The organism is Streptomyces roseoviridis (assembly GCF_039535235.1).
Classification (GTDB): domain Bacteria; phylum Actinomycetota; class Actinomycetes; order Streptomycetales; family Streptomycetaceae; genus Streptomyces; species Streptomyces roseoviridis.
In genome coordinates, this window is sequence record NZ_BAAAWU010000001.1 from 4,296,439 (window position 1) to 4,320,172 (window position 23,734).

The window sequence follows — 23,734 nt, forward strand, 5'->3', positions numbered from 1 at the left end:
GCGGGGGCGACCGGGTTCAGGCCCGGCGCTCCGGAGGCGGCGGGGTCTCGTCGCGGCCCGGGTCCCAGGGCCGGTCGGAGGACGGCGGCGGTGAGGTCGGGGGCGGCGCCGACTCCGGCCCGCCGTCGCCCCGGCCCCCGGGCTCCTCGTACCCGCGCCCGTGGCCCTGTGCCCCGTACCCGTACGTCTGCCCGTCGTGCCCGCGCCCGTGGTGCCCGGGCTCCTCGTACCCGGGCTCCTCGTACCCGCGCCCGTGGCCCTGTGCCTCGTACCCGTACGTCTGCCCGTCGTGCCCGCGCCCGTCGTGCCCGCGCCCCTCGTACCCGTACGTCTGCCCTTGACCGGCGGCGGCCGTGGTCTCACCCCGGGACTCGTCCAGACGGGTGGCGTGCCGACGTCCCCGGCCCGACATCACGAGCGCGGCCAGGAGCAGCAGCACCCCGCCGCCCAGGGCGGTCGCGACGCCGTCGCCGAGGCCCCGCCCGTCGGACCCGACGGAGAGGCCGTCCTCGACCTGCCCGACCCGGACCATCCACAGGATGGTGAAGCCGAGCACGACGACGCCGGCGACGGCGACGAGCACGCGGGAGCGCAGCACGATCCCGATCAGGGTGAGCAGGGCGGCGAAGGCGAACGGCAGGAAGAGGGAACCGATGATCTCCGCCTTGGCGTCGGTGACACCGGTGAAGAGCTCATCGATCGCGTAGTCGCGCCCGTGACGGCCGTCGTACCAGGCACGGAAGGGGCTCCAGACGGCGGCCGTCGCTCCGAGGAGCGCCAGGACCGAACCGACGATGTTACGGATCATCGAGCGGCCTCCTTCGGGTCCGGCTCTCGTTCTCGACGCTACGCCGGGTCCGGGGGGCCCGCCATCGCGGCGGCGGCCCGGCGCTAGGGTGACGCGCACACGGCGAAACGAGAGGAAGGGTGGGGTTCTCATGGTCCGCACCAGGCTGAAGCTCGCGGCGACGCTCACGGTGGTGGTCCTTGCCCTGACCGGCTTCCAGACGACCGTGAACGGCAAGGGCGGCAGCGGCAAGTCGGGCAAGAGCAAGAGCAAGAGCAGGAGCAGCGGCGGCTGTTCCAGTTCCGAGAAGAAGAACGACGACTACGACGACGAGGGGGCCACCTCCGGCGACTCGGGCAACGGCTCCTCGTACACGCCCTCGCCGACCTCGTCCCCCACCTCGGACGTCGAGGTCTTCGTCGTCGACTGCGTCGAGCCCGCGCAGAAGAAGCGCAAGGGCAAGCCGGCCCGCAAGGCGGACACCACCGCCACGCTGAAGATCACCTCGCGCAGCGCGCGGTCGAAGACGTACAAGGTGGTCCTGGAGTTCAAGGGAGCGGGCGGCTCGGCGGTGGACCGGGCCGAGACCGTGGTCTCCGTCGACGGCAACGCGTCGAAGTCCTTCGACGTCAGGATGCGCAAGCCGAAGGCCGTCGGCCAGGTGAAGGACTGCTACGTCTACGACGTCCGCGAGCTTTCGCCGGCCACCCCGGGCGCCACCGCCTCGGCTACCTCCTCCTGAACCCCTGCTCCCTGCCTCTCCCGGCGAAGAGCTCCGCCTGCCGCTCGGGCGGCAGGTTCCCCAGCGTCACCAGGTGCGGCGCGTGGGCGAGGGCCTGGGCGCGGGCGGCTTCCCTGACCGACCACAGGGCCCGTACGGTCCCCTGCACGGCGCCTGTCGGACAGGCGGCGATCTCGGCCGCCGCCCCGCGTGCCGCCGCCAGCGCCCCGCCCGTCGGCGTCACCTCGCTGACCAGGCCCGTCTCGTACGCCCGCCGGGCCGAGATCCGTTCGGCGGTCCCCATCAGCGCCATCCGGGCGATCTCGCCGAACGGCATCCGCTGCGCCATGTGGACGGTCTCGAAGGCGCTGACCATGCCGTAGGTGGTGTGCGGGTCGAAGAACTCGGCGCCCTCGCCCGCGATCAGGAACTCGGCCTCGCCGAGCAGGTAGAAGGCGCCGCCGCAGGCCATGCCCTCGACGGCCGCGATCACCGGTTTCCACAGGTCGTTGGCCTTGGGGCCGATCGTGAGCAGCGGGTCGTCGATCGTGTACGGGGAGGAGGGCTGCGGCACCGCCACGGCGTCGTCCCGGTCGATCCCGGTGCAGAAGGCCCGCCCGCCGGCCCCGGTGAGGACGATCGCCCGGACCGCGTCGTCGTGGCGGAAGCCGCGCCACACCTCGCCCAGTGCCCGGGCCATCGCGAGGGTGATCGCGTTGTGCTTCTCGGCCCGGTCGAGGGTGACGACGGCGACCCCGGTCCTCTCGTCCCGTTCGACCGTGACCGTCATCCGCGCTCCAGGAGCCAGCGGGGCACGGTGACGCCGTCGATCTCGGCGAAGGCGACCCGCACGGCGGCCCCGATGCGCAGCCGGGCCGGATCGACCGAGTTCAGGGGGGCGCCGGGGGAGCTGACGACGTTGCCGGCGAGGCGGATGCGGGGGGCGTCGGCGAGTTCGACGAGGACCGCGTTGTAGGGGGCCTGGGCGGCGTAGTCGGGCAGCAGCGGGGGGTGGGGGACGACGAAGGACCAGATGCGGCCGCGGCCGGACATCGGGCGCCACGCGCTGTCGAAGGACTGGCAGTGGGGGCAGCAGGGCCGGGGCGGGAAGCGGAGCTCCCCGCAGCCGGCGCACGCCTGGACGCGCAGCTCGCCCCTGGCGGCGTACTCCCAGAAGGGCGCGCCGTCCTCGTCGGCGACGGGGGTCAGCACGGCGGTTCAACTCCCATGGCGGGTCAGCTCCTCAGCAGGATCGCGGACGTGGGGACGCCCTCGCCGGCGGTGACGAGGCAGGTGGCGGCGTCGGGGACCTGGGCGGTGGAGCTGCCGCGGAGCTGCTTGACGCCTTCGTTGATGAGGTTGAAGCCGTGGACGTACGCCTCGGAGAGGCCGCCGCCGCCGGTGTTGAGGGGCAGCCGGCCGCCGATCTCCAGGGCGCCGCCCTCGGTGAAGGCGGCGCCCTCGCCCCGGCCGCAGAAGCCGTAGCCCTCCAGGGAGAGGGGGACGAGCGGGGTGAAGGCGTCGTAGATCTGGGCCACGTCCACGTCCGCGGGGCCGAAGTCGGCCCGCTTCCACAGGTGGCGGGCGGCGGTCCAGGCGGGTCCGGAGAGCGGGTCGTCGTTCCAGTAGTTGACCATGCCGTGGTGCTGGGCGGGCAGGCCCTGGGCGGCGGCGTGGACGTAGACGGGCCGGTGGCGGCAGTCGCGGGCCCGTTCGGCGGAGACGACCACGCAGGCGAGCGCCCCGTCGGTCTCCAGGCAGTTGTCGAAGAGGCAGAGGGGCTCGCTGATCCAGCGGGAGGTCATGTACATCTCGCGGGTCAGCGGGCGCTCGTACATGATCGCGGCCGGGTTCTGGTTGGCCCGGTTGCGGCAGGCGAGGGCGACGTTGAAGAAGTGGTCGCGGGTGGCGCCGTACTCGTGCATGTAGCGGCGGGCGAGCATGCCGATCTCGTCGGCGGGGCGGAGGAGCCCGAAGGGCCGGGTCCACTGGCCGGGGGTGGGGAGCTGGACGGCCGTGTTCTTCCAGGGGCGGGGGCCGGAGCCGCGTTTGCGGGAGCGCCAGGCGACACCGACGGACGCCTGCCCGGTGGCGACGGCGGCGGCGAGGTGTCCGACGGTGGCGCAGGAACCGCCGCCGCCGTAGCCGGCCTGGGAGAAGAAGGTGACGTCGCCGGCGCCGATGGCCTTGGCGAGCTCGACCTCGTCGGTCTCCTCCATCGTGTACGAGGCGAAGGCGTCCACCTCGGAGGGGGCGATGCCGGCGTCGTCGAGGGCGGCGAGCACGGCCCGGCAGGCGAGGGTCTTCTCGGTCTCCGGGAGGTGCTTGGCGAAGGGTGTCTGACCTATGCCGACGATGGCCGTGGCGTCCTTGAGCACGGCGACCTCCCCGATCGCTGGCTGCGGCTGGCTGCTCGCTGCTGACAGGGCGTCAGGCTACAGCTAATCTGACGGATAGTCAGCTAGCTCGTGCGCGGGCCGCGGGAGGGGTGGGCGCTGTGGAGTGGTGCTCGGTGGCGGAGTTGGTGCGCTGGGCCGCGCGGCGGTACGGGGAGCGCGAGGCGGTCGTGGAGGGCCGCACCCGCGTCTCGTACGCCGAGCTCGGCACCCGCGTCGAACGGGCGGCGGCCGCGTGCCTGGCCGACGGCGTCCGCGCGGGGGACCGGGTGGCGGTCTGGGCGCCCAACACCCTGGACTGGATCGTCTCCGCGCTCGGCGCGGTCACGGCGGGCGCGGTCCTCGTGCCCCTGAACACCCGCTTCAAGGGCGCGGAGGCGGCGGACGTCCTGGCCCGCTCCCGGGCCCGGCTGCTCTTCGTCACCGGCACCTTCCTCGGCACCTCGTACGTGGCGTCGCTGCGCCGCGCGGGGATCGACCTCCCCGACCTGGAGCGGGTGGTGGTGTTCGGCGACGCGGCACCGGACGAGGAGGGCTACACGACCTGGACGTCGTTCCTCTCGGAGGGGAACGGAGTCGGGTCCCGGGAGGTGCGGGCCCGGGCGGCGGCCGTGGCACCGTCGGACCCCTCGGACATCCTCTACACCTCGGGCACGACGGGCCGCCCCAAGGGCGCGGTCATCACCCACGCCCAGACCCTGCGCTGCTACGAGGTGTGGAGCGAGCTCGCCGGCCTGCGCGAGGGCGACCGCTATCTCATCGTGAACCCCTTCTTCCACACCTTCGGCTACAAGGCGGGGATCATCGCCTGCCTGATGAAGGGCGCGGTGATGGTCCCGCAGCCGGTCTTCGACGTGGACACCGTCCTCGCCCACATCGCCGCCGAACGGATCTCCGTGCTGCCGGGCCCGCCCACCCTCCACCAGTCGCTCCTCGACCACCCGGCCCGCGCCTCGTACGACCTGTCCACCCTCCGCCTCGTCGTCACCGGCGCCGCCGTGGTCCCGCTCCGGCTCGTCGAACGCCTGCGCGCGGAACTCGGCGTGGGCACGGTCCTCACAGCGTACGGCCTCTCCGAGGCGAGCGGCATCGTGACCATGTGCCGCCGGGGCGACCCGCCCGAGGTGGTCGCGACGACGTCCGGCCGCGCCATCCCCGGCACCGAGGTCCGCCTGGCTCCCTCGGGCGAGGTCCTGGTGCGGGGCTTCCACGTGATGCGCGGCTACTTCGAGGACGAGGCGGCGACGGCGGAGGCGATCGACGGGGACGGCTGGCTGCACACCGGCGACGTGGGGGTCCTCGACGAGGCGGGCAACCTGCGGATCACCGACCGGATCAAGGACATGTTCATCGTCGGCGGCTTCAACGCCTACCCCGCCGAGATCGAGCAGCTCCTCGGCCTCCATCCCGACATCGCCGACGTCGCCGTCATCGGCGTCCCCGACCCCCGCCTCGGCGAGGTCGGCAAGGCCTTCGCCGTCCGCCGCCCCGGCGCCCGCCTCACGGCCGACGACCTGATCGCGTGGTCCCGCCGCGAGATGGCCAACTACAAGGTCCCGCGCGAGGTGGAATTCGTGGCGCGGCTGCCGCGGAACGCCAGCGGGAAGGTGGTGAAGGGGGCGCTGCGGGGGCGGGGCGTGTGACCCGGGTATCCGGGCACACCACTCCAAGGCCCCCCCGCGCCGCGTGGCAGCGGTTCCTGTCGCGGCTGAGCGTCGAACCCCGCCGTAGTGGTCAGGACCCGGTGAGCTCCGGCGGTGTCCGGTCGGCCATCCTCACCCAGTGCCAGCAGCCCAGCACCAGCGCGGCCGTCAGCCACACCACCCCCAGCCACGGATAGGCGGCCTCTCCGGCGCAGTCCGCCAGGTCGGCCTCGCCGGCCGCGTGCAGCCGGTGGCACAGGCGCGGTGTCCCGACGGCCGTCTGCACCGGCCACGCCAGCACCATGGTCGCCACGAGACCCGCGACCGCGCCGAACCCGGCCGCGGCGACGGCCCGTTGAGCGCGGTCGCCAGGCGTGTGACGGGTCGGGCGGTAGAAGACGGCGATCTGGAGCGCCAGCGTGACGCCGAGCGCGAAGCTCAGCCAGTCGTACCGTCCTTCGCCCAGCGAGAGCGTGATCACCGCGGCGAGCGACGCCGACCACAGCGCGGCCTGGTCGACGACCCCCTGGTCCCCTGGTCCATGCCGCCGAGACGAGAAGCGGCCGCCCGCCGCCACTCGGGAAGCGTCCGGCCGTCCTCCGATGGAGTGACGGGGGCGCACGCCCCCTCGGTGTGCGGGCGCCCCCGCGCGGCAAGGGCCCGGACCGGTGTGACCGGTCCGGGCCCTCCCCCCTTGCGCGCGCGTGGCGTGCATCGCCCCGCACGACGGGCGGTCCCCACCGCCTGCCGTACCGGACGTGAACGATCATCATCCACATCGAACGCGGGTGCGAGGCCGGCTGGCCGAATCCGTCAGGTCGGTCTGGCGTGATCCGTATGGGCCGAAGTGCGCGGAGAGCCCGGGTGCCGGCCTCTTGATCACCGCCGACGGACATGATCACCTGAACCGGACCAGCGAACCCGCGCCCCGGAAAGGCACCCCCATGCGCGTCAAAGCCTTCGACCACCTCGTGCTCAACGTGACCGACGTCGAGCGGGCCCTGGCCTTCTACACCGGCCCGCTGGGCCTCGCGCCGGAGCGGGTGGAGGAGTGGCGGGCCGGCGAGGTGCCCTTCCCTTCCGTCCGCATCGACGAGAGCACGGTCATCGACCTCTTCTCCCGCCCGCGCGGCGAGTCCAACGTGGACCACATCTGCCTGGTCGTCGACCCCCTCGACTGGCAGGAGGTCATCGACTCCGGCACCTTCGACGTCCTGGAGGGCCCGGTCCCCCGCTGGGGCGCGCGCGGCTCGGCCGAGTCGGTCTACGTCAAGGACCCGGACGGCAACACGGTCGAACTGCGCTGGTACCCGCAGGACGTGGAGAACGCCGAGGTCTAGGAGCCGGCTTCCGGCCCACTCCGCGCCCGGCGCCGGGCGCGGAGCAGGCGGAGGCCCTTGACGGCGTAGACGCCGGCCATGAGCGCGAAGCCGGCGAGGGCGATCCAGAACAGGGATTCCGCCACGAAGAGGCTCAGCAGCAGGCCGAAGAACAACAGCAGCGAACCGACGGTCTCCAGAAGGTCGAGTCGCGCCTCGGAGCGTACGGTGGGGTCGGGCCCGCGCATCCGTCGGACGACGGGAACGAGGGCGACGGCCTGCAGGACGACCAGGCCGAGGGCGACCCAGACGAACCAAGGGGATGGGTCCACGGCGTGCATGGCGGGGCTCACCTCAGGTGTCGGGTACGAGGGTGGTCCGGGGCGGTGGCAGCGGGGGCCGGCCGGCAGGGCCGGGGGCGCCGTGGCATGCCGGAGGGGCCGGGCGGCTCATGCCCGGCCCCTCCTCTGCGGGCCTGTCCGGTGCGCGCGGGCCCTGCCCCAGGGGTTCCCCCCGGATCCCTCGGGCGTCCCCCGAGCCCCGCGTACCGTACGGCCCCGCCCGGCCCCGGCGACTCCCCCGATGGCGTCTCCGGAACCGTCCCCGTGTGGTGCGGTCTACTTGGCGGGCTCGGTGGTGGCGTGCATGTCCATCGTCGTGATCTCGCCCGTGCCCGTGCCCGTCACCTTCTTGGTGATGGCGTCGATCGCCGGCTCCGACGTGGCGTGCATGTCCTTCGTGGTGATCTCGGACTCCGTGCCGCCGGTGGCGTGCATGTCCTGGGGCTTCACGACAGCGTCCCGCTCGATGGGGTTGCTCATCTCGTCAACTCCTGCGTCTGATGGGTGGGATCCGGTGCGATCCGTCCGGCCGCTCCCCCGTGACCAGCCGGACGGACCGCTCTTGGCCGATCACCCTAGTTGCCAGCAGTGACGGCCGCGCCGGGCGACCCGTCTGCCCCCCGACGCGACGGATCGACAAGAAGAAGCATGTCGGACCGCGATAAACGAACGATGAACGCGCAGGAAGGGAGGGCGGGAGCCGCTCCCGGCCGGCCTCCCCGCCGGCCGTTGCTCGCGCGGCCGTTCCTCGCGCCGCCGCTCTCCGCGTGGCCTCTCTCCGCGAACCGGCCCCGCGCGGTCCGTCAGGCCGCGGCCGCCGGGGCCAGCAGGCTCCGGACCTCGGCCGCTTCCGTCGCGCCGAGGGACTCGAAGATGTCGAGGGCCTCCTGCCAGCACACGCGGGCACGCCCCGGTTGCCCTATGCCGTCGAGGGCGCGGCCGAGCACGGTCAGCACGTTGCCCCGCCGCCACGCGCCGCCGATTCCGCGCAGCACGGTCAGCGCCATCTCGGCGTTGGACGCCGCCTGCGCGTGGCGTTGCGCGGCGATGTCCACCTCGGACAGGCGGAACAGCGTCATCCCTTCCCACAGGCGCTGCCGGCTGTCCCGGAAGACCTCCAGCGCCTCGCGCAGCCGCTCGACGGCGTCACCCAGCTGCTTGGCCTCGGTGAGCGCCAGTCCCAGCGCGTACCGCCCGTTGGCGCCGCGCAGCGAATGCCCCATCGAGTCGTAGATCCGGGTGCCCTCCTCGGCGAGGGCGATCGCCTGCGCGGTGCGGCCCATGGCGAGGTGGATCCGGGACAGGTTGCACAGGGCGCTCGCCTCGCCGGGACGGTCGCCGATGCTGCGGAAGCGCTCGATGGCGTGGGCGAGGTGCACCTCGCCCTCCTCGAAGCGGTTCTGGTACAGGGCGATGATGCCGCGGGCGTTCGCGGACCAGCAGGCGGGCAGCGGGTCCCCGGCCGCCTCCGCGTACGGCAGGGCCAGCTCGGCGTCACGGTCGGCTTCCTCGAACCGGCCCGCCGTGTGGTGGACGCCCGCCAGCGCCATCAACGCCCGTGCCCGGGCCCGCGCGTCGCCGTGGTCGTGCGCCGCGTCCCGCACGAAGCAGCCGACGGCCTCGAACTCCTTCGCGTTGGCACCCGACTCGCCCAGGTCCAGCGCCGCCCACAGCAGGTCCACCGCGCGGCGCAGCGTGCGCGGGTCGCTCGCGGACTGGCGGACGCAGGCGAGGAGGCAGTTGGCCTCCGCGTAGAGCCAGTCCTGCGCCGCGTGGCGGTCGGTGAAGGCGAGGCCCTCGTAGTGGGTGGGCTCCAGGTGGTCGACCAGGCGGTCGCCGGGGCGCTCGATGGCGTACACCCGGCTCGCCGTCGACAGGTAGAAGTCGAGGAGCCGGGACAGCGCCAGCTCCCGCTCCACCGGCGTCTGTTCGTCGCGTTCCGCGCACGCACGCGCGTAGAGCCGGACCAGGTCGTGGTAGCGGTAGCGGCCGGGCGCGGCGGACTCGACGAGCGAGGTGTCGACCAGCGCCTCCAGGAGGTCCTCCGTCTCCCACTCCGGGAGGTCCAGGACCGCGGCGGCCGCCGCCAGGGAGATGTCCGGGCCGTCGGCGAGGCCGAGCAGGCGGAAGGCGCGGGCCTGGGCCGGCTCCAGCTGCCCGTAACCGAGTTCGAAGGTCGCCTTGACGGCGAGGTCCCCGGCCTGGAGCTCGTCCAGGCGGCGCCGCTCGTCGGCGAGCTTGGCGGCGAGCACGGAGACGGTCCAGGTGCGGCGCGCGGCCAGCCGGGACGCGGCGATGCGGATGGCCAGCGGCAGGAACCCGCACGCCGCCACCACGTCGAGCGCCGCCTCCCGCTCCGCCCGCACCCGCTCCTCGCCGACGATCCGGGTGAACAGCTGGAGCGCCTCCTCGGGCGACATCACGTCCAGGTCCACGAGGTGCGCCCCGGCCAGGTCGACCATCCGGATGCGGCTGGTCACCAGCGCCGCGCAGCCGGCCGTGCCGGGCAGCAGCGGGCGGATCTGGGCGGCGTCCCGCGCGTTGTCGAGCAGCACCAGGACCCGGCGGCCGTCCAGGGTGGAGCGGTAGAGCGCGGCCCGTTCGTCGAGGGAGTCCGGGATCGCCGAGTCGGGCGTGCCGAGGGCGCGCAGGAAGGCGCCGAGCACGGTCTCGGGGGCGGCGGCCCGCGAGCCCGCGCCCTGGAGGTCCACGTACAGCTGCCCGTCGGGGAAGTGCGGCCGGGCCTCGTGGGCGACGTGCACGGCCAGGGTGGTCTTGCCGACGCCGCCGATGCCGGCGAGGGCGGAGACCGCCATGACCGACCCCTCGGCGGTGGCGAGCCGGTCGCCCAGCTCCCGTACGAAGGCGCTGCGGCCCGTGAAGTCCGGCACCGTGGCGGGCAGCTGGGCGGGCCGGGCCACCGGCGCGGCGGCCGGGGCCTGCTCCTCGACGGGGAGGGCGAGCTCGGCGTCCGCCTGGAGGATGCGCTGCTGGAGCCGGGACAGCTCCGGGGCGGGGTCGACGCCGAGCTCGTCGGCGAGCAGCCGGCGGGTGTCGGCGTAGACGGCGAGCGCCTCGGCCTGCCGGCCGCTGCGGTAGAGCGCCAGCATCAGCAGCTCCCGCAGCCGCTCGCGCAGCGGGTGCGCCGCCGTCAGCGCGGTCAGCTCGGAGACGGCCTCGGCGTGGGCGCCGACCTCCAGGTCGAGGTCGAGGCGGGTCTCCAGGAGCTGGAGCCGCCACTCCTCCAGGCGGGTGCGCTGGTTCTCGGCGTACGGTCCGGGTACGGAGGCCAGGGCTTCGCCGTCCCACAGGGCCAGGGCCTCGTTCAGGCGGTCGCGGGCCTCGCCGCGCCGTCCGGCGGCGCGCAGCTTCTCCGCCTCGGCGGCGAGCTCGTGGGCGGTGGTGAGGTCGAGGGCGAGGCCGGCGCGGCTGGTGCGGAGGGCGTAGCCGCCGGCGTCGCTGACGAGGACGCCGGGGTCGAGGACCTTGCGCAGCCGGGAGGCGTACGTGCGGACGGCGGCGAGGGCCTGGGAGGGCGGTTCCTCGCCCCAGATGGCGTCGATCAGCTCGGCGGCGGTGGCGGTCCGGCCGTCGCGCAGGAGCAGCGCGGCGAGCAGGGCGCGCTGCTGGGGCGAACCGGTGGGCAGCGCCTGGTCACCGCGGGCGGCGCGGACGGGGCCGAGCACGCGGAACCGCAGCTCGGCCTCGGAGGGAGAGCTTCCGGAGGGAGAGCTTCCGGAGGGGGAGTTTCCGGAGGGCGAGCTGTTGGAGGGTGAGCTGTCGGAGGGTGAGTCGGTGGACGCGGCGGCCTTCGCGGCCCGGGGCACCGCGGCGCCACCCCGCGCGTCGGCGCGGGGTGCCGTTCCGGTCCGGATTCCGGTTCCGGCGCTCGTACCGGTTCCGGTTCCGGCCGTTCCGTCGGTTCCGCTTCCAGCGGCTCCGGCCGTTCCGGTTCCGGCCGTCGCGCCGGTTCCGGTCCCGGCGGACCCATCGGTTCCGGTCCTTGCGGTCCCGGCGGTTCCGGTGCCCGAGGTGCGTCGTCGCTCGCCGGGTGTGCCGGAGCGCGGGTCGTCGGCCGGCCCGGTGCCGGTTCCGCCGGAACCCCTCGCCGGAGTCCGCTGCTCCGGAACTCGCGGCCCGTTCTCACGGTCCATTCGCTCCCCCTGCCCGTACCGCTGGTTTCGCCCAAGACAGTCTGCCTTGTCCTCAGGGCGTGCGTCAGCATCGGGTCGGCCGTTCCCAGGCTGTGACAGAGGCCCCGCCGCGGGCCCCGGTGGCCCGTTTGCTGACGGATCGTCAGATCGGCGCTACCGTGAACGGCATGGAGAGCTTCCCGAAGATCATCTCGGTGGACGACCACACCGTGGAGCCCCCGCACGTCTGGCAGGACCGGCTCCCGTCCCGTTACCGCGACACCGGACCCCGCATCGTGCGTGCTCCGCTGAAGGAAATGACCTTTCTGGGCGGAAAGTTCGCCCCCGTGATGGGTGCCAAGGGGGACGAAGGACCCATCGGGGACTGGTGGGTCTACGAGGACCTGCACCGGCCCCTCACCCGGCTCGACACCGCCGTCGGCTGCGACCGCGACGAGATCCGCCTGGAGGTCATCACCTACGAGCAGATGCGGCCCGGCTCCTACTCGGTGCCCGAGCGGCTCGCCGACATGGACGTCAACCACGTCCAGTCGGCGCTGTGCTTCCCCACCTTCCCCCGGTTCTGTGGACAGACCTTCACCGAAGCCGCCGATCGTGAACTCGGCCTGCTCGGCGTCCGGGCCTACAACGACTGGATGGTGGAGGAGTGGTGCGGCCCCGAGGCACGGGGCCGGCTCATCCCCCTCACCCTGATCCCCCTGTGGGACCCCGAGCTGGCCGCCGCCGAGGTCCGCCGCAACGCGGCCCGGGGCGTGCGGGCCGTCGCCTTCTCCGAGATCCCGCCGCACCTCGGGCTCCCGTCGGTCCACACCGACCACTGGGACCCGTTCCTGCGCGCCTGCGACGAGACCGGCACCGTGATCGCCATGCACATCGGCTCCTCCAGCCGGATGCCGTCCACGTCCGCCGACGCCCCGCCCGCCGTCGGCTCCACCATCACCTTCGCCAACTGCTGCTTCTCACTGGTCGACTGGCTGATGAGCGGCAGCTTCGAGCGCTTCCCGAACCTGCGGATCATGTACGCCGAGGGACAGATCGGCTGGATCCCGTACATCCTGGAGCGCGCCGACGTCGTCTGGGGGGAGAACCGCGGCTGGGGCGGAGTGGCCGAAAAAGTACTGCGCCCGCCGTCCGAGCTCTTCGCCGAGCACGTCTACGGCTGCTTCTTCGACGACGCCTTCGGGCTGCGCAACCTCGACGCGATCGGGGTCGGTCAGGTGCTCTACGAGACGGACTATCCGCACTCGGACTCCACCTGGCCCAAGTCCCGGGAGGTCGGCGAGGCCCAGATGGCCCACCTCGCGCCGGACGTCGTCGAGCGGATCGTGCGCGGCAACGCGATCGACCTCCTGGGCCTGACGGAGGACGGCCTCTGGCGACCGTGACGGAGCGCCCTGCCGGGCCGGCACTGCCGGTGGACCGGCGCAGAGCGCGCGGACGAGGGGTCCGGGTCCGTGGGGAGTCCGGGTCCGTGAGGGGTTCGGGTCCGTGAGGAGTCCGGGTCCGGGCGGGGTCCGGGTCCGCCCCGCGAGTCGCGGCCCGCCTCGGCTACGGCAGGACGTCGTGGACGCTGTGCTCGCTCAGGTCCGGGGCGTGCCGAGCGAGGGTGCGGTGGTCGGCGTCGTCGTGCGGCACGGCCGGCCCGTGATGGGCCGCGGTGGCGGCGATGAGCAGGTCGACGACCGAGGCGCTCCCGTGTTCCCCGGCCCATGTCACCGACAGCAGGTCGGCGAGCCCTGCGGCCGTGAGGGCGGGGCCGCCGTGACCGCCCGCTCCTCGTCGCACCCCTTGCCCGGGCGGCCCGTCGGCGGCGAGCATGGCCCGCACACCGTAACTGACGACACGTCAGACAAGGGGAGTCCCATGGTGGTCTTCGGCATCCAGCTGCCCGTCCAGTCCCAGAGCACCCTGTACGCCGAGCCCTGGGAGGCCGGGGCCGGGGCCGCCGATCTGGTCGCCGTGGCGCGGGCCGCCGACGTCCACGGCTTTGACTACGTCGCCTGCTGCGACCACGTCGCGATCCCGCGCCGCCTGGCGGGGGCGATGAGCACCGTCTGGTACGACCCGGTGGCCACCCTCTCCTTCCTGGCCGCCGCGACCGAGCGGGTCCGGCTGCTCTCCCACGTCGCCGTCGTGGGCCTGCGCCACCCGCTGGTCACGGCCAAGGCGTACGCGACGCTCGACCACCTCTCCGGCGGCCGGCTGGTCCTCGGGGTCGGGGCCGGGCACGTGCGGGAGGAGTTCGAGGCGGTCGGGGCCGACTTCGCCGGGCGCGGCGGCGTGCTCGACGAGACGATCGACGCGCTGCGGGCGGCGCTCGGGCCCGAGGAGTACCCGGAGCACGGCGGCGAGCGCTTCTCCTTCCGCGACCTCGGGCAGCGGCCCCGGCCCGCGCAGCCGCGGGTCCCGGTCTGGGTGGGCGGCTCGTCCCCGGCCGCCGTGCGCCGGGCCGCGCTCAGGGGCGACGGCTGGCTGCCGCAGGGCGATCCGCGCGACCGGCTCCCGGAGCGGATCGCGCGGCTTCGGCGGCTGCGCGAGGAGGCCGGGATCGAGGAGCCGGTCACCGTCGGCGCGATCACCGAGGCGCTGTACGTCGGCGAGCCCGGCTGGGACGTCGGGCGGCGCACGCTCGCCGGCAAGCCCGAGGCGCTGGCGAGCTCCCTGCGCGCCTACGGGGAGATGGGCGTGCACCAGATCCAGGTGCGGTTCCGCTCCCGGAGCCGCACCGAACTCACCGACCAGATGGCCGCGTTCGCGGCCGAGGTGGCACCCCACCTCTAGAGGCGAGGAGTACGGGCATGGGCAAGCTGGACGGGCGGGTCGTCGTCATCACGGGCGCGGCGCGCGGGCAGGGCGAGCAGGAGGCGCGGCTCTTCGCCGCCGAGGGGGCGCGGGTGGTCCTCGGGGACGTGCTCGACGCGCCCGGCGAGGCGCTGGCGAAGGAGCTGGGCGAGGAGCGGGCGCTCTACGTCCACCTCGACGTGACCAGCGAGCAGGACTGGGCCGCCGCCGTGGCCGCCGCGAAGGAGCGCTTCGGCCGGATCGACGGCCTGGTCAACAACGCGGGCATCCTCCGCTTCAACGAGCTGGTGTCGACGCCGCTCGACGAGTTCCAGGCGGTCGTCCGGGTCAACCAGACGGGCTGCTTCCTGGGCATCAGGGCCGTCGCGCCGGAGATCGAGGCGGCCGGCGGCGGCACGATCGTCAACACCGCCTCGTACACCGGCGTCACCGGCATGGCCGGGGTCGGCGCCTACGCGGCGAGCAAGCACGCCGTGCTCGGCCTGACCCGGGTCGCGGCCCTGGAGCTCGCGGGCAGGGGCATCCGGGTCAACGCGGTCTGCCCCGGGGCCGTCGACACGCCCATGAGCCGTCCGGAGGGCGTCGACCCGGCGGCGACGGCCGAGCTGTACCGCTCCCTGGTGCCGCTGGGGCGGATCGGGCGGCCGGAGGAGGTGGCGGCCCTGGCGCTGTTCCTGACCGGCGAGGACTCCTCGTACATCACCGGCCAGCCGTTCGTGATCGACGGGGGCTGGCTGGCGGGCGTGCGGCTCTTCTGAACCGTGCGCTGATCCGTGCGCCGAACCGCGCCCCCGAGGGTGCCTGACGCCCCATCAGGTATTGACAGGCCCCGGCGCATCACACAATCTGACGGAACGTCAGAAACTCTCGAGGACGGTGAACTCCCTTGGAATTCGGGATCTTCGTACAGGGATACGTCGGCAAGCGCGCCGAGACCGATCCCGAAGCCGAGCACAAGGCGCTCATGGAGGAGACCGAGTACGTCATCCAGGCCGACCGGTCCGGGTTCAAGTACGCCTGGGCCTCCGAGCACCACTTCCTGGAGGAGTACTCCCACCTCTCCGCGAACGACGTCTACCTCGGGTACCTCGCCCACGCCACCGAGCGCATCCACCTCGGCTCCGGCATCTTCAACCCGCTCGCCCCCGTCAACCACCCCGTCAAGGTCGCCGAGAAGGTCGCCATGCTCGACCACCTCTCCGGCGGACGCTTCGAGTTCGGGTCGGGGCGCGGCGCGGGCTCCCACGAGATCCTCGGGTTCATGCCGGGCATCACCGACATGAACCACACCAAGGAGATCTGGGAGGAGACGATCGCCGAGTTCCCCAAGATGTGGCTCCAGGACGAGTACGTCGGCTTCCAGGGCAAGCACTGGTCGCTCCCGCCGCGCAAGGTCCTGCCCAAGCCGTACGGCAGGTCCCACCCGGCCATGTGGTACGCGGCCGGGTCCCCGACCTCGTACGCGATGGCGGGCCGGATGGGGCTCGGGGTCCTCGGCTTCAGCGTGCAGAAGGTCTCGGACATGGAGTGGGTCGTCGAGTCGTACAAGACGGCGATCAAGGAGGCGAAGGCCGTGGGCGACTTCGTCAACGACAACGTCATGGTGACCTCGACCGCGATCTGCGCCGAGACCCACGACAAGGCCGTCGAGATCGCCGCCGGCGGCGGTCTCAACTACCTCCAGTCGCTGCTCTTCCGCTACCACGACACCTTCCCCCGGCCCGAGGGCGTCCCCGAGTGGCCGGAGCTCCTCCCCGAGTACTCCACGGAGATCATCGAACTCCTCATCCAGGAGGAGCTGATGATCTGCGGCGACCCGGACGAGGTGCGCGCGCAGTGCGGGCGGTGGGAGCGGGCCGGGGCCGACCAGCTGTCCTTCGGGCTGCCGATCGGGATCTCGTACGAGGACACGATGAACACGATCAAGCTGATCGGCGAGCACGTGATCCCCGCCGTCGACACGGACCCGGTCCACCGCACGACCCGTTTCCGGCAGGCCGCCGGCTCCTGACGGGCCCCACCCAGCGCGGGGCGGTGTCTTCCCGGACCGCCGCCCCGTACCGGCCCCGGCCGGCGGCCGTTCCGCGGCGGCCCCGGTCCGGGGCGCACCCGTGCCCACGTGCAGAGAGGGGAACGTCATGCTCGATCACCTGATCGAGGGCGCCACCGTCGTCGACGGCACCGGCGCCCCCGCCCGCGTCGCCGACGTCGGCGTCCGCGACGGCCGGATCGCCGTGATCGCCGACGCCGGAGGCGTCACCGAGGAGGCCCGGAGCACCGAGGACGCCGGCGGTCTCGTCCTCGCCCCCGGCTTCGTCGACCCGCACACCCACTACGACGCCCAGCTGTTCTGGGACCCGTACGCCACGCCCTCCATGAACCACGGCGTCACCACCGTCGTCGGCGGCAACTGCGGCTTCACCCTGGCCCCGCTGCACCCCGGCCGGCCCGAGGACGCCGACTACACCCGGCGCATGATGTCCAAGGTCGAGGGCATGTCCCTCACGGCCCTGGAGGAGGGCGTCCACTGGAGCTGGTCGTCGTTCGGCGAGTACCTCGACGCCCTGGAGGGGCGGATCGCGGTCAACGCCGGCTTCATGGCCGGCCACTGCGCCCTGCGGCGGTACGTGATGGGCCCGGACGCCGTCGGCGGACGGCCCACGCCGGCGCAGCTGGACCGGATGGTCGCCCTGCTGAAGGAGGCCATGGACGCCGGAGCCTTTGGCCTGTCCACCACCCAGTCCGCCACCCATTCCGACGGCGACGGCGCCCCCGTCCCCTCCCGGCACGCGGCCCCCGACGAACTGATCGCCCTGTCCCGGGCCGTCGGCGAACACGAGGGCACCCAGATCGAGGCGATCCTGGCCGGCTGCCTCGACCAGTTCTCCGACGCCGAGATCGACCTCTTCGTCGAGATGACGGCCGCCGCCGGCCGGCCCCTCAACTGGAACGTGCTGACCATCGACGCCACCGTCCCCGAACGCGTCCCGCGCCAGCTCCTCGCCTCCGAACGGGCCCGGAAGTCCGGCGGCCGGATCGTCGCCCTCACCATGCCGATCCTCACCCCCATGAACATGTCGCTCGGCACCTTCTGCGCCCTCAACCTCATCCCCGGCTGGGGCGAGATCCTCGGCCTTCCCGTGCCCGAGCGCATCGCGAAGCTGCGCGACCCCGCCGTACGGGCCGGGATGCTGCGCCGCGCCGACTCCCGCGAGGCCGGCGTCTTCCGGCGGCTCGCGCACTTCGGCCGCTACGTCATCGGCGACACCTACAGCCGCGAGAACGAGGGACTGACCGGCCGGGTGGTCGGCGACATCGCCGCCGCACGCGGCCAGGACCCCTTCCAGTGCCTCGTCGAGATCTGCGCCAACGACGACCTGCGCACCGTCCTGTGGCCGATGCCCGCCGACAACGACCCGGCGAGCTGGGCGCTGCGGCGGGAGACCTGGCAGCACGAGGACGTGCTGCTCGGCGGCTCCGACGCCGGGGCCCACCTGGACCGGATGTGCGGGGCGCCGTACACCACCCGCTTCCTCGGCGACTGTCTGCGCGGCCGCGGCCTCCTCCCGCTGGAGCAGGCGGTGCGGATGCTGAGCGACGACCCGGCGCGGCTCTTCGGGCTGCGCGGCCGCGGCCGGATCGCCGAGGGCTTCCACGCCGACCTGGTCCTCTTCGACCCCGGGCGGATCGACGCCGGCCCCGCGACCCTCGTGCACGACCTGCCGGGCGGCAGCCCGCGCCTGGACTCGCGGGCGAGCGGGATCGTGTCGGTGCGGGTCAACGGGGTGGAGACGGTCCGGGACGACGAGGTGACCGGCGCGGTCCCGGGGCGGGTGCTGCGCTCGGGCCGCGACACGAGGACGGTGAGCACCCGGTGACCCGGCACCCGGCACACGGTCCGGCGCGCGGCCCCGCACACGGTCCGGCGCGCGGGCCGGCGCGCGAGCCGGTCAGCGAGCGCCTCTATATAGGAGGGGAGTGGGTCGAGCCCGACGGCGGGCACTACGAGGTGGTCGACCCCGCCACCGAGGAGGTCGTCGGCCTCGCCCCCGAGGCTTCCCGCGCCCAGGTGTACGAGGCGGCCGAGGCGGCCCGCGCGGCCTTCGCGTCCTGGTCCCGCACGAAGCCGCAGGAGCGGGCCGCGATCCTGGACCGGGCCGCGGACGTGATGGCCCGCGACGCCGGGGCGAACGCCCTGCTGGCCCGGGCCGAGACCGGTGCGACCACCGCCACCGCCCGCGGGATGCAGGTCGCCGTCGGCGTCTCCCGCTTCCGCCGCTACGCCCGGGGCGCCCTGGAACCCGTCGAGCAGCCGCTGCCCCCGCAGATCAACGAGGCCGGCCCCTTGGGCGGCGCCGGGATCGTCGGCGCGGTGGCGGTGCGGCGCCCGGTCGGGGTCGTCACCTGCGTCACCTCGTACAACAACCCCTGGGCGAACCCGGCCGGGAAGATCGCCCCGGCGCTCGCGATGGGCAACACGGTCGTGGTGAAGCCGGCCCCGCAGGACCCGTTGTCCGTGTACGCGATGGCCCGGGCGCTGGAAGAGGCCGGGGTCCCGGCCGGGGTGGTCAACGTGGTCACCGGCTCCGCGCCCGCCGTGGGCGAGGCGGCCGTGGACTGCCCGGCGGTCGACATGGTGTCCTTCACCGGCTCCACGGCCGTCGGGCAGGCCATCGGCGAGGTGTGCGGCCGGGACCTGAAGCGGCAGCTGATGGAGCTGGGCGGCAAGGGCGCGGCCCTCGTCCTCGACGACGCCGACCTGGAGTCGGCGGTGCGGGGGATCGGGACGACCTTCTCCTTCTACAGCGGGCAGATCTGTACGGCGCCGACCCGGGTGCTCGCCCAGCGCGCGATCCACGACCGGCTGGTCGCCGCTCTCGCCGGGTACGCCGGCCGGCTGAGGGTGGGGGATCCGGCGGCGGCCGGCACGGTGGTCGGCCCGGTGATCTCGGCGGCGCACCGCGAGCGGGTGGAGTCCTACGTGGAGCTCGGCCGCAAGGAGGGCGCCCGGGTCGTCGTGGGGGGCGAGCGGCCGGTGGTCGGCGACGGGCGGGGCTTCTACGTGGCGCCGACGCTGCTCGCGGACTGCACCCCCGGGATGCGGGTGGTGCGGGAGGAGATCTTCGGGCCGGTGGTCGTGGTGGTGCCCTTCGACGACGAGGAGGAGGGGATCGCGCTGGCGAACGACACCGACTACGGCCTGATCGACTACGTGTGGTCCGGCGACGTGGCCCGCGCATTCCGCATCGCGGCCCGGCTGCGGGCCGGCGGGGTGGGGGTGAACACGATCGCCCGGAACATGGAAGCGCCGTTCGGCGGCTTCAAGAAGAGCGGAATCGGTCGCGACGTGGGCTCGTACGCACTGCACGCGTACAGCGAGCTACAGGCTGTGGTCTGGCCGGGCTGAAACCGGGGCCGGGAGACCTCCGCGAAAATTCCTCGGGAAAATTTGAAAACGGACATTTGGGGCACCGCTGCGGTTCCCGCATATCGGACGGTCGGTCAGGCGCCTACCGGTTGGTCGGTTCGCCGGGGTCGTCGATCTTTCAATCATTGGCGTGCGTCCGATTTTGACCTCGCAATGCAAGGTATAGATCGTCGAGACCGGCGGAGTTCGATCTTCCGGATGTGGAAACCGCAGCATTTAACGTCCTGTTCATGACTCAGGTGGAAGCGCGGCCCCAGGCCGGAGACACGGTAAGGGGCGTCACGCCGGGCGACAGTCACGGTGTGCGTACCAAGGGCCTCGGTGGGAACTCCGTGGGCCTCCTCGGCAGTGCCGTCATCGGCATCTCCACTGTCGCCCCGGTTTACTGCCTCACCTCGACGCTCGGCTCCACGGCCGGCGAGGTGGGACTGCAGATGCCCGCCGTGTTCCTCGCGGGCTTCCTGCCGATGCTTCTCGTCGCGTTCGCGTACCGCGAGCTCAACCGGGTGATGCCGGACTGCGGCACCTCCTTCACCTGGACGGTGAAGGCCTTCGGCCCGAAGATCGGCTGGATGTGCGGCTGGGGCCTGGTCATCGCGACGATCATCGTCCTCTCCAACCTGGCCGGCGTCGCGACCTCCTACTTCTGGCTCCTCGCCGGTGAGATCACCGGCAGCGAATCGGTCGCCGCCCTCGACGGCAACAAGGCCGTCCACATCCTCACCTGCCTCACCCTGATCGCCGTCGCCACCGCGATCAGCTACCGCGGCATGACCGCCACCAAGGGCGTGCAGTACGCCCTCGTCGGCCTCCAGCTCGTCGTCCTCGGCCTCTTCGTGGCGATGGCGCTGTCGAAGGCCGGCTCCTTCGAGACCTCGGTCGACTTCTCCTGGTCCTGGATGAACCCCTTCGCGGTCCAGTCCTTCGCCGCCTTCACCGCCGGCCTCTCCCTGTCGATCTTCATGTACTGGGGCTGGGACGCCTGCATGGCGACCAACGAGGAGACCACCGGCAGCCAGAAGACCCCCGGCCGCGCCGCGCTGATCGCCATGGTCGTCCTGGTCGCCTCCTACCTGGCCACCGGCATCGCCGCCCAGATGGCCGTCGGCTCCGGCGACCAGGGCCTCGGCCTCGCCAACCCGGAGACCTCCGACAACGTCTTCGCCGCCCTCGCCGGCCCCGTCATGGGCCCCGCCCTCGGCATCCTGCTCTTCGTCGCCGTCCTCGCCTCCGCCGCCGCCAGCCTGCAGACGACCTTCATCCCGGTCGCCCGCACGGTCCTCGCGATGTCGACCTACGAGGCCCTGCCGAAGTCCTTCACCAAGGTCCACCCGGTCTTCAAGACCCCCGGCAAGGCCACGGTCGTCGCCGGTGTCGCGACCGGCGTCTTCTACACCGTGATGACCCTGGTCAGCGAGAACGTCCTGGTCGACACGATCTACGCGCTCGGTCTGATGATCTGCTTCTACTACGCCCTGACGGCCTTCGCCTGCGTCTGGTACTTCCGCGCCGAGCTCTTCCGCTCCGGCCGCGACTTCGCCTACAAGGGCCTCATGCCGCTGCTCGGCGGCCTGATGCTGACCGCCGTCTTCGGCAAGACGCTCTACGACATGTGGGACCCGGCCTACGGCTCCGGCTCCGCCGTCCTCGGCGTCGGCTCGGTCTTCGTGATCGGCGTGGGACTGCTGCTGCTCGGCGTGGTGATCATGCTGGTCATGCAGCGCCGCAGCCCCGCCTTCTTCCGGGGCGAGGTGCTCACCAAGGAGACCCCGTCACTGGTCGTCGAGGACTGATGGACTCCTCGGACGACCGGTAGCGGAAACGGCGAGGTGGCGGGCCCGTGGGGGGTCCCGCCACCTTCGTCGTGTCCCGGCCCGGCGGCCGCCGGCTCAGTGGTGCCCCGGCAGCAGGCCCCCCACCAGCCGGTTGGCGGCGGGCATGTCGGCCGGGGCCGCGGGCTTCTCTGCGGGGTCCAGCAGACCGCTCAGCGGGAGCGACGGGCCGAGGCTGTTGCCGCCGCTCTCGGCGGCGGCTGTCCCGGCGGTGGCGGCGAGCCCGCCCGCGACGGCGAGCGAGGTCAGGGCGGCGGTGGTGAGGAACTTCTTCATGCCGCACCCAACGGCGACCGGCCGCGCCGGGTTACGTACCGCTCCCTACGATGCCGTCATGTCGTACGCGCACACGGAACCGAACTGGTCTCTCCGCCCGGGCCGGGCGGAGGACGTGGAGGTCATCGCCGAGCTCAGGGCCCGGGTGATGCGGGACGACCTCGAACGCCTCGGCCGCTACGACGAGCACCGGGTCCGCAAGCGCCTGCGGGACGGCTTCTCGCCCGCCCACACCTCGGTCGTCGAGACCGACGGCGCCTTCGCGGGCTGCGTGACACTCCGCCCCGCCGAGAACGGCGGCGGCCTCCACCTGGAGCACTTCTACCTGGTCCCCGAGGCCCAGGGCCGCGGCCTCGGCACGGCGGTCCTGCGCGCCCTCCTCGCCCGCCCCGACGCACGCCGCGTCCCCGTCCGCCTCGTCGTCCTCCAGGGCAGCGCCGCCCGTCGGCTCTACGAGCGGGAGGGGTTCACCGTCGAGGCCGAGGACCCGGTCGACGTGTGGATGGTCCGCGAGCCGGCGGCGGGGCGGTGAGCGCGGGCACCTGAGCGGAGGGCGCGTACGGCCCGTCGGCGTGCGAGCTACCCGGCCTGCTCCGCCTCCGCCTCCGTCTGCTCCGACTCCGCCGGTTCCGCGATCAGGGCCGTGGCGATCGTACGGAAGCCCAGGCGGGCGTAGAGGCGGGCCACCGTCTCGTCGGTGGCGGTGAGGAAGACCGTCTCGGCGCCCCGGGCCCGGGCGTCCGCCACGAGGGCGGCCGTGACCGCGAGGCCCAGGCCCCGGCGGCGGGACTCCGGGCGGGTGCCCACGCCGACGACCTCGGTGACCGGGCCGACCGGCTGGTGCTGGCCGGCCGCGAGGGCCGTGCCCGACGCGTCGAGGGCGGCCGCGAGCCGGGTCAGGCCGGCCTCGATCCGGGCGGCGACCTGCGCGACGGCGCCGGGCGCGGGGGCCGCGCCGAAGGCCGCGTACGGGGCGGCGACCGAGGTCTCCAGGGCCGGATCGCCGGCGCCGACCATCCGCACGGTGACGTCCCGCGGCGGCGCGGGCAGCTCCTCCGCGGCCCCGTCGAGCACCATCAGCGGATGCTCGTGCACCACCAGACCGCTCTCCTCGACGGCCGCCCGCAGCCCCGGCGTCGTCTCGGCGACCCACTCGAAGGCCTCCGGCACCCCCAGCTCCCGCTGTCGCGCCCGCACCTTCTGCACCGCCTCGACCCCGACCGGTCCGGTGTGGCCGAGCGCGGGCCGCGCGTAGTAGGGCCAGCCCCCGCCCTCCCGTACGAAGAGGGTGAGCGGTCCGAAGTCCTCGGCGCGGGCGGCCGAGCGGGGGACGGCGTCGTAATAGGTTTCGATTCGGTTCAGCACGCGGGCCACGGTAGAGGCGGGCGAGGGCGGGCGCAGGCGGATTTCCGGCGGCCGGCCGGGCACGCGCGATGATGGACCCATGACCGAGATCCTCACGCCCCGACTCCTCCTGCGCCGCTGGACCGACGACGACCTCGTCCCCCTGGCCGAGATCAACGCCGACCCCGAGGTCATGCGGTGGATCGGCGACGGCTCGGTGCGCGACCTGGAGCAGACCGCCGAGGCCATCGAGCGGATCGAGGAGATGTGGGACGAGGAGGGCTTTGGCCTGTTCGCCGTCGAGCTCCTCGGGTCCGGCGAGCTGATCGGCTTCACCGGCCTGTCCGTTCCGGAGTTCCTCCCCGAGGTCCTTCCCGCCGTGGAGATCGGCTGGCGGCTCGGGCGTCCCTTCTGGGGGCAGGGCTACGCCTCCGAAGCCGCGCACGCCGCCCTGGAGTTCGCCCTGGAGGACCGGGGTCTCGACCGGGTCATCAGCATCGCCAGGATCGGGAACACCGCCTCCGAGAACGTGATGCGCAAGCTCGGCATGGTCCCGGAGCGGGAGACCGTCGACCCCGAGTACGGCCACCCGCTGCGGGTCCACGCCATCGACCTCACGGAGTACCGGGCCTGACGCGCTCCTCCCGAGGTCCCGTGGCACCGCATTCCTGTCACGGCCCTCGGAAAACCG

23 protein-coding genes are annotated in these 23,734 nt (G+C 73.3%); 12 read left to right on the top strand and 11 right to left on the bottom strand.

All coding sequences use genetic code 11. From position 1 onward, the window contains the following. Positions 1-16: 16 nt before the first annotated feature. Positions 17-808: a hypothetical protein gene (locus ABD954_RS19545; RefSeq protein ID WP_345487328.1), complete on the bottom strand. Its 792-nt coding sequence runs from the start codon at positions 806-808 to the stop codon at positions 17-19. 130 nt (positions 809-938) lie between these two features. On the opposite strand from ABD954_RS19545, the gene ABD954_RS19550 reads away from it, so the two are divergent. Then, on the top strand, positions 939-1,529 hold the full coding sequence (locus tag ABD954_RS19550) for a hypothetical protein (RefSeq protein ID WP_345487329.1): 591 nt from the start codon (positions 939-941) through the stop codon (positions 1,527-1,529). On the opposite strand, the gene ABD954_RS19555 is transcribed toward ABD954_RS19550, so the two are convergent. Genes ABD954_RS19555 through ABD954_RS19565 form a run of 3 tightly spaced genes read right to left on the bottom strand, consistent with a single transcriptional unit; the run spans position 1,516 to position 3,886 of the window. Beyond that, positions 1,516-2,298, bottom strand: a complete 783-nt coding sequence (locus ABD954_RS19555; RefSeq protein ID WP_345487330.1) for an enoyl-CoA hydratase/isomerase family protein — start codon at positions 2,296-2,298, stop codon at positions 1,516-1,518. The genes ABD954_RS19550 and ABD954_RS19555 overlap by 14 nt on opposite strands. Then, the gene (locus tag ABD954_RS19560) at positions 2,295-2,720 is read right to left on the bottom strand and encodes a Zn-ribbon domain-containing OB-fold protein (protein WP_345487331.1); all 426 of its coding nucleotides are present in this window, start codon (positions 2,718-2,720) and stop codon (positions 2,295-2,297) included. Before ABD954_RS19560 ends, ABD954_RS19555 begins: the two co-directional genes overlap by 4 nt. Before the next feature lie 23 nt (positions 2,721-2,743). Continuing rightward, positions 2,744-3,886, bottom strand: coding sequence for a lipid-transfer protein (locus ABD954_RS19565; protein ID WP_345487332.1), 1,143 nt, complete (start codon positions 3,884-3,886; stop codon positions 2,744-2,746). 110 nt (positions 3,887-3,996) lie between these two features. On the opposite strand from ABD954_RS19565, the gene ABD954_RS19570 reads away from it, so the two are divergent. Next, positions 3,997-5,547 carry a FadD3 family acyl-CoA ligase gene (locus tag ABD954_RS19570; protein ID WP_425584042.1) on the top strand — a complete coding sequence of 517 codons (1,551 nt, stop codon included), beginning with the start codon at positions 3,997-3,999 and terminating at the stop codon, positions 5,545-5,547. Between the two features lie 91 nt (positions 5,548-5,638). Here the strand turns inward: ABD954_RS19570 and ABD954_RS19575 are convergent, their stop codons facing one another. Next, positions 5,639-6,028: a hypothetical protein gene (locus ABD954_RS19575; RefSeq protein WP_345487333.1), complete on the bottom strand. Its 390-nt coding sequence runs from the start codon at positions 6,026-6,028 to the stop codon at positions 5,639-5,641. A 463-nt stretch (positions 6,029-6,491) separates the two neighbouring features. On the opposite strand from ABD954_RS19575, the gene ABD954_RS19580 reads away from it, so the two are divergent. After that, positions 6,492-6,887: a VOC family protein gene (locus ABD954_RS19580; RefSeq protein ID WP_345487334.1), complete on the top strand. Its 396-nt coding sequence runs from the start codon at positions 6,492-6,494 to the stop codon at positions 6,885-6,887. On the opposite strand, the gene ABD954_RS19585 is transcribed toward ABD954_RS19580, so the two are convergent. From ABD954_RS19585 to afsR, 3 genes are all read right to left on the bottom strand, one after another. Then, entirely contained in the window at positions 6,884-7,207 is a 324-nt protein-coding gene (locus tag ABD954_RS19585) for a hypothetical protein (protein WP_345487335.1), read from the bottom strand. The genes ABD954_RS19580 and ABD954_RS19585 overlap by 4 nt on opposite strands. A 276-nt stretch (positions 7,208-7,483) precedes the next feature. Then, positions 7,484-7,687, bottom strand: a complete 204-nt coding sequence (locus ABD954_RS19590; protein WP_345487336.1) for a hypothetical protein — start codon at positions 7,685-7,687, stop codon at positions 7,484-7,486. Positions 7,688-8,010: 323 nt separating this feature from the next. Then, entirely contained in the window at positions 8,011-10,893 is a 2,883-nt protein-coding gene (afsR, locus tag ABD954_RS19595; RefSeq protein ID WP_345487337.1) for an SARP-family global regulator AfsR, read from the bottom strand. Between the two features lie 635 nt (positions 10,894-11,528). Between afsR and ABD954_RS19600 the strand changes: the two genes are divergently transcribed. After that, entirely contained in the window at positions 11,529-12,746 is a 1,218-nt protein-coding gene (locus ABD954_RS19600; protein ID WP_345487338.1) for an amidohydrolase family protein, read from the top strand. A gap of 163 nt (positions 12,747-12,909) precedes the next feature. Here the strand turns inward: ABD954_RS19600 and ABD954_RS19605 are convergent, their stop codons facing one another. After that, complete coding sequence (locus ABD954_RS19605) at positions 12,910-13,179, bottom strand: PIN domain-containing protein (RefSeq protein ID WP_345487339.1); 270 nt, start codon at positions 13,177-13,179, stop codon at positions 12,910-12,912. Between the two features lie 45 nt (positions 13,180-13,224). On the opposite strand from ABD954_RS19605, the gene ABD954_RS19610 reads away from it, so the two are divergent. The 6 genes from ABD954_RS19610 (at position 13,225) to ABD954_RS19635 (ending at position 21,384) form a co-directional block, all read left to right on the top strand. Continuing rightward, positions 13,225-14,142, top strand: coding sequence for an LLM class F420-dependent oxidoreductase (locus tag ABD954_RS19610; RefSeq protein WP_345487340.1), 918 nt, complete (start codon positions 13,225-13,227; stop codon positions 14,140-14,142). Between the two features lie 17 nt (positions 14,143-14,159). Beyond that, complete coding sequence (locus tag ABD954_RS19615; RefSeq protein ID WP_345487341.1) at positions 14,160-14,921, top strand: SDR family NAD(P)-dependent oxidoreductase; 762 nt, start codon at positions 14,160-14,162, stop codon at positions 14,919-14,921. 128 nt (positions 14,922-15,049) lie between these two features. Further along, positions 15,050-16,174, top strand: a complete 1,125-nt coding sequence (locus tag ABD954_RS19620) for an LLM class flavin-dependent oxidoreductase (RefSeq protein ID WP_345487342.1) — start codon at positions 15,050-15,052, stop codon at positions 16,172-16,174. A 127-nt stretch (positions 16,175-16,301) separates the two neighbouring features. Continuing rightward, the gene (locus ABD954_RS19625; RefSeq protein WP_345487343.1) at positions 16,302-18,041 is read left to right on the top strand and encodes an N-acyl-D-amino-acid deacylase family protein; all 1,740 of its coding nucleotides are present in this window, start codon (positions 16,302-16,304) and stop codon (positions 18,039-18,041) included. 89 nt (positions 18,042-18,130) lie between these two features. Then, on the top strand, positions 18,131-19,570 hold the full coding sequence (locus ABD954_RS19630; RefSeq protein WP_345492315.1) for an aldehyde dehydrogenase family protein: 1,440 nt from the start codon (positions 18,131-18,133) through the stop codon (positions 19,568-19,570). A gap of 251 nt (positions 19,571-19,821) precedes the next feature. Then, positions 19,822-21,384, top strand: coding sequence for an APC family permease (locus tag ABD954_RS19635; protein WP_345487344.1), 1,563 nt, complete (start codon positions 19,822-19,824; stop codon positions 21,382-21,384). A 96-nt stretch (positions 21,385-21,480) separates the two neighbouring features. On the opposite strand, the gene ABD954_RS19640 is transcribed toward ABD954_RS19635, so the two are convergent. Next, positions 21,481-21,699 carry a hypothetical protein gene (locus ABD954_RS19640; protein ID WP_345487345.1) on the bottom strand — a complete coding sequence of 73 codons (219 nt, stop codon included), beginning with the start codon at positions 21,697-21,699 and terminating at the stop codon, positions 21,481-21,483. A 58-nt stretch (positions 21,700-21,757) separates the two neighbouring features. On the opposite strand from ABD954_RS19640, the gene ABD954_RS19645 reads away from it, so the two are divergent. After that, the gene (locus ABD954_RS19645) at positions 21,758-22,231 is read left to right on the top strand and encodes a GNAT family N-acetyltransferase (RefSeq protein WP_345487346.1); all 474 of its coding nucleotides are present in this window, start codon (positions 21,758-21,760) and stop codon (positions 22,229-22,231) included. Positions 22,232-22,278: 47 nt separating this feature from the next. On the opposite strand, the gene ABD954_RS19650 is transcribed toward ABD954_RS19645, so the two are convergent. Further along, the gene (locus ABD954_RS19650; RefSeq protein WP_345492317.1) at positions 22,279-23,073 is read right to left on the bottom strand and encodes a GNAT family N-acetyltransferase; all 795 of its coding nucleotides are present in this window, start codon (positions 23,071-23,073) and stop codon (positions 22,279-22,281) included. A 70-nt stretch (positions 23,074-23,143) separates the two neighbouring features. Between ABD954_RS19650 and ABD954_RS19655 the strand changes: the two genes are divergently transcribed. After that, positions 23,144-23,677, top strand: coding sequence for a GNAT family N-acetyltransferase (locus ABD954_RS19655; RefSeq protein WP_345487347.1), 534 nt, complete (start codon positions 23,144-23,146; stop codon positions 23,675-23,677). The last annotated feature ends 57 nt before the right edge of the window (positions 23,678-23,734 follow it).